The 5,954-nt window shown below is 38.2% G+C and carries 3 protein-coding genes; all 3 read left to right on the forward strand.

What is annotated here, in order from left to right:
- A partial coding sequence (locus GQR53_RS21500; RefSeq protein WP_240917501.1) for an ExeM/NucH family extracellular endonuclease occupies positions 1-1,796 on the forward strand: 1,796 nt, incomplete at its 5' end.
- Between the two features lie 331 nt (positions 1,797-2,127).
- Positions 2,128-3,747, forward strand: coding sequence for a glucan biosynthesis protein G (locus GQR53_RS17975; RefSeq protein WP_004334974.1), 1,620 nt, complete (start codon positions 2,128-2,130; stop codon positions 3,745-3,747).
- Entirely contained in the window at positions 3,719-5,680 is a 1,962-nt protein-coding gene (gene mdoH / locus GQR53_RS17980) for a glucans biosynthesis glucosyltransferase MdoH (RefSeq protein ID WP_165744805.1), read from the forward strand. The genes GQR53_RS17975 and mdoH overlap by 29 nt, the downstream gene beginning before the upstream one ends.
- Positions 5,681-5,954 lie beyond the last annotated feature (274 nt).

Genomic DNA, 5,954 nt, shown 5'->3' on the forward strand with positions numbered 1-5,954 from the left:
AAAAAAAAAAAAAAATCACTTTACCTTTAGCTAATGCAACTGATTTAGAAGCTTTTGAAGGTATGTTAGTTACATTAGAACAACCATTAGTAGTGACTAATAACTTTGGTCTTGGTCGATATGGTGAAGTTGAATTAGCAACAGAGCGCTTGTACCAAGGTACCCAGGTTGCGTTACCTGGCGATGCTGCTAATGCAGTTGAAACTGAAAATCTACTTAAAAAGATTTTAATAGATGATGGCTCTACAGTACAAAACTTAGACCCTACAGCTTATCCAACTCCAGGCTTATCGGCAGAAAATACATTACGAACTGGCGATACTGTTAATACTGTTACAGGAGCACTTGCTTATAGCTTTAGCCTTTACAGAATTCATCCAACTTTAGCGCCTTCGTTTATTGCAACAAATGCACGTGAAGATGCGCCTGAACTTAATGCTGAAGCAGATTTACGTGTAGCTAGCTTTAACGTACTTAATTACTTCAATGGTGATGGCCAAGGCGGAGGGTTCCCTACATCTCGAGGTGCAGATACTGAAGCTGAATTTATTCGTCAAGAAGCTAAAATTGTAAGTGCCATTAGCGCTATTGAAGCCGATGTTGTTGGTTTAATGGAAATTGAGAATGATGGCTTTGGCGAATTTAGTGCAATTGCTAGCTTAGTAGATGCATTAAATGATGCAGATAGTGCTAACAACTATGCATTTGTTGATTTTAACGTAGATCAAATTGGTACCGATGCAATTACTACCGCACTTATCTATCGTGCTAACAAAGTAGAAGAAGTAGGCACTGCAGCCATTACAACTGAGGCTCCATTTGATTTTAGTAACCGTGCTCCAATTGCACAAAGCTTTAAATCAATAGAAACTGATGAAGTATTTACTGTTGCTGTGTCACATCTTAAATCTAAAAGTTGTGGTAGTGCTTCTGGAAATAATGCAGATTTAGGTGATGGCCAAGGCTGTTGGAATGAAATACGCACGCAAGGTGCTAATGCATTCGCAGATTGGCTTGATAGCAAACCAACCGGTGTTGATGACGAAGATACTATTTTAGTCGGCGATATGAATGCTTACGCAATGGAAGATCCAATACGTGCATTTGCTGATAAAGGCTACAAAAATGTAGTTGCTGAAATTGATGGTGATACACTTGGTTATTCTTATAGCTTTTCTGGTCGTGCAGGAAGTTTCGACCATGCAGTAGCTACACAATCATTACTTAGCAAAGTTGTCGCTGCAACAGATTGGCATATCAACGCAGATGAACCTATTTCACTTGATTACAATGTAGAGTTTAAAAGCGAAGGTCAACAATCTAGCTTGTACTCTGAAAGTGCATACCGCGCATCAGATCATGACCCTGTGATTATTGATATTAAATCTGAAATTACTTTAACGCCTGAAGAGCAAACGCCAGTTATTAAAGCTGATCAAGTTTTTGCAGTCGATGAAAACAGCGCAATTGGCACAATTATCGGCACGCTCGATTTTAGTGATCCAAATGCCGATGAATCACCTGTTGTGAAATTTATTACATCTGATAATGACAGCGTTTCTATTAACAATGAGGGGCAGTTAATTGTTGCTGGAGAGATTGATTACGAATTCGAAAATCGTATTACTTTAACAGTACAAGCTCAAGATAGTGCTGGTAACTTATCAAACATTGAAAAAGTAGCCGTTAAGGTAAATAACTTACGCTCAGATGATGATAATGATGCAGGTTCATTACTATGGTTATCACTTCTTTTAGCACCACTATCAATAGTGCGTCGATTTAAAAAGAAATAATTAAGTTAAATCTAAACATATAAAAAGCCGCTTTTGCGGCTTTTTTATTTTATACAAATGTAATTCAGACAAGCTTCATTAAACTCCCCGTAATATGTTCATACGATTAGTGAGTCTTCTACTACTTAATAAGCAACAACTACATAAGATTGAGTGAATTTTACACAGCAAAAACCTCGGTGACTTATGTATATTGGTTTTTCCCATTGAAAAATATGAACTTTTATAAGGGTTCACATTTTGCTTTAAGTAAATTAGAAGATACTTACAAAACAAAATCAATATTTACCCTAAACGTAAAAATAAGTCGTGTTTTTATAAAGGAATGAGAATGAAACAACTAACCCAAAACTTGCCTAAATGGCAAAAAAAATCAGCACCACTACTGGGTCTACTTATTATTTTTTCGACTTGGGGTAATAGCAACCAAGCGATTGCTGCAACTGTTGATGTAGCAATTCCACAAAGTAGCTTATTTGATGTAATTAGCGCTCGCGCTAAAAAGTTAGCAAGCGAAGAATATGTGGCACCTAAAAACATCGAGCTTGAAGCACTAAATAATATTGATTATCAAGACTACCGTTCAATTCGATTTAAAAAAGACAAAGCGGTATGGAAAGATGAAGGCTTGTACGAGCTGCAATTATTCCACCCTGGTTTTTTATATAAAACCCCCGTAACAATAAATACTGTTGATAGCGACTCTAAACGTAGCCGCTTACCTTTCAGCACCGACTTTTACCAATACGATGGCACTGCTGCACCACTACAAGAAGAAATAGCTAAAAGTGTGGCGGGCACTCAACTAGGCCATGCTGGATTTCGCTTACATTACCCATTAAATACTAACGAGTATAAAGACGAAGTAATGGTATTTCAGGGAGCATCGTATTTTAGAGTCGTTGGCCCTCAACAAGTTTATGGCTTATCAGCAAGAGGCCTTGCCATTGATACTGCTGAAAATTCGGGTGAAGAATTTCCAATGTTCAAAGAGTTTTGGTTAGTTAAACCAAAGCCAGAGCAAACACAAATCACCATTTTTGCATTGTTGGATAGTCCATCTATTTCTGGTGCGTACAAATTTAGCGTCGACCCTACAACTAATATGCTAGTTGATGTTGATATGCAGATTTTTGCGCGTAAAGATATTAAAAAACTAGGTGTAGCACCATTAACGAGTATGTTTTATCACGGCGAAAACAGCACCAAATTTTTTGATGACTATCGCCCTGAAGTTCATGACTCGGATGGCCTATTAACTCAATCTGCTGATGACAAGTGGGTATGGCGTCCTCTTAACAACCCATCACAACTCAGCGTTACTTCATTTTCGTACAATAACCCAAAAGGTTTTGGGTTAGCTCAACGAGACCGAGACTTTAATAACTATCTAGACACAGAAGCACATTACCACGACCGCCCTAGCCTATGGATTGAACCACAAGGTGAGTGGGGAAATGGTCGTGTAGAGCTTGTAGAAATACCGACTGATACAGAAACTAACGACAATATCGTAAGTTACTGGGTACCAGAAAAACCAATGAAGGCCGGAGATTCATTAAAATTAAGCTACAAAATGACCACCTTTAATTCAGTTTTAACTCAGCACGAGAAAGCACGTGTACTACGTACAAGAATTGGTAGCGCCGCTTTACCAGGTGAGGACAACCCACCACCAAAAAGCCACCGCCAATTTACTGTTGATTTTACTGGTTCAGAAATAAATCAACTGTCTAAACAGTTAAAACTAGATGCCGATATTCAACTTACAACAGGCGAAGTAACCGACGTGAATGTACAAAAACTTCCGGATTCACGTGGATGGCGTGTAGCCTTTAAAATTGCACCACAGGACGATCAACCCGTTGATATGCGTTTATCGTTAAAACTACGTGACAAAGAAATTAGCGAGGTATGGAGCTATGTTTGGTACCCAAATGACATCAAGTAATAAAGGTAGGGGCACTCCAATGCCATTCAAAACACTAAGAGTATGGCTATTTGCCATTGCGGCACTTGGCACATCTGGCTACGGCATATCTATTATGTTTGAGATTTTAAGCTCAAACGGTATGACATTACTTGAGTATGCCCTTTTAGTATTATTCTCAATCACATTTACTTGGATTGTAACGGCTTTTTGTAGTGGCACAATCGGCTTTGTACTACAGTTGTTTCGAATTGACCCGCTTACGTTAAAACGTATTAAACCAATTGAGTTCAATAACGAGGCAATTAACGCTCAGAAAACCGCCGTTGTAATGCCTATTTATAACGAAGATACCCACCGTGTTATCGCGGGCTTTGAAGTAAGTCTACAATCGTTAAAAGAAACTGGTCAGCTTGATAATTTTGATTTTTATTTATTAAGCGATACACAAGACCCTCAAATAGTTAAAAACGAGCTAAGTGCATGGCATGCATTGTGCGAACGTTTAGGGGATACAGCAAAGCATGTTTTTTATCGTCGTCGCGAAGATAACAAACACCGCAAAGTAGGTAACCTAACCGACTTTTGTGAGCGCTGGGGAAGTAATTACGACCATATGATTGTGCTTGATGCAGATAGCGTAATGACCGGTAAATGTATGTTAGAACTTACTACAAGCATGCTAAACAACCCACAAGCAGGCCTGATCCAAACGATTCCAATACCTGTTCGTCAAGATACCTTTTTTGGTCGTTTTTTACAGTTTGCGTCAGTGCTATATAGCCCAATGCTCGCTACTGGCTCAGCATTTTGGCAAACAGATAAAGCCAATTACTGGGGTCATAATGCAATCATTAGAGTTGAAGCATTTATAACGTGCTGTGGCTTGCCAACACTCAAAGGTAACGCACCTTTTGGCGGTGAGATTTTAAGTCATGACTTTGTAGAAGCATCACTACTTCATAGTGCAGGTTGGGATGTACTATTACTATCAGACATTGAAGGCAGCTACGAAGAAGTACCAAGTAATATTCTAGATTATGCTGTACGCGATAGACGCTGGGTACAAGGTAATATTCAGCACTTAGGTTTACTATCGTCATCTAAATTAAAATTAATGAGTAAGCTGCACTTTCTATTAGGTGCAACCGCTTATATTTCATCACTAATTTGGCTCTCAATGCTAGCGCTAAGTACTATTGATGCAGTAACGCGCGCATTAAATAGTGATGTGTACTTTAACCGTGTTTATCAATTATTTCCTACATGGCAAATAGCTAAAACCGATCTTATTGATTCACTCTTGTATTTAACTATTGTTATTTTATTAATGCCTAAATTAATGGGCGTAATAGTCACCCTAATACATAGAAACAAACGCTTTGGTGGTTCAATTAAGCTCATACTAGGTTCAATCATTGAAACCGTATTTGCTATTATTGTTGCGCCATTAATGATGGTATTTCATGCTTACTTTGTGCTTTGCGTATTTTTAGGTAAAAAAGTGAAGTGGGATGCACAACCGCGCGAAGGTCGTATGGTCCCGTGGAAAGAAGCGTTTGGTTATACGTTATTCTCTACTATTGTGGCTATAGCATGGGGTAGCACAGCCTACTACTTCACACCTGTATTCTTTTGGTGGCTATCACCTATATTATTAGGCTTAGTATTAGGTGCTCCAATTATCCGTTATACCAGTAGTATCAAACTCGGCGTACAACTAAGAAAGTTAGGTATATTTATTTGCCCTAGTGAAGTTGATAACGACTCAACTCTAGAGGCGCTTAAAGTACATCTAAAAGAGATTTCCGTGCCAGAGGAAGGAAATTACCCACAAACAATTCCGGCACTGCCACAAGAGCATATGGTATCAATGCCTATACAATCTTTTAAAAAGCCACGCAGGCTAAAGATGAAAGCGCTAAAAGCTAAGGCTATAAAAAAGTTTAATTAGCGCGTTATAAAATAAAAACAAAAAAGGAGCAATTAATTGCTCCTTTTTTCTATCTAAATTAAAAAATCATGCGCTGCATTTGCCGCTAATATTTTCTACTTTTTTAGCTAACTTATTACAGTACATTTTAGAAATAGCTGATTACATTTCATCATCAAGTTGCCAGTTATAAAAATGAAAAACCTTACCATTCTCCAGTTCTACTTAAAAATAGTGAAAAGAAAAAAGAGGGCGTTCAGAATTCTGTGTCAGCCTAAATTGCTAAATATCTAGC

It is taken from the genome of Pseudoalteromonas sp. Z9A6 (assembly GCF_011378805.1).
Taxonomy (GTDB): domain Bacteria; phylum Pseudomonadota; class Gammaproteobacteria; order Enterobacterales; family Alteromonadaceae; genus Pseudoalteromonas; species Pseudoalteromonas distincta.

Excerpts from the sequence above, each read along its gene's own strand:
- GQR53_RS17975 (WP_004334974.1), top strand. The coding sequence starts at position 2,128 with ATGAAACAACTAACCCAAAACTTGCCTAAATGGCAAAAAAAATCAGCA.
- mdoH (WP_165744805.1), top strand. The coding sequence starts at position 3,719 with ATGTTTGGTACCCAAATGACATCAAGTAATAAAGGTAGGGGCACTCCA.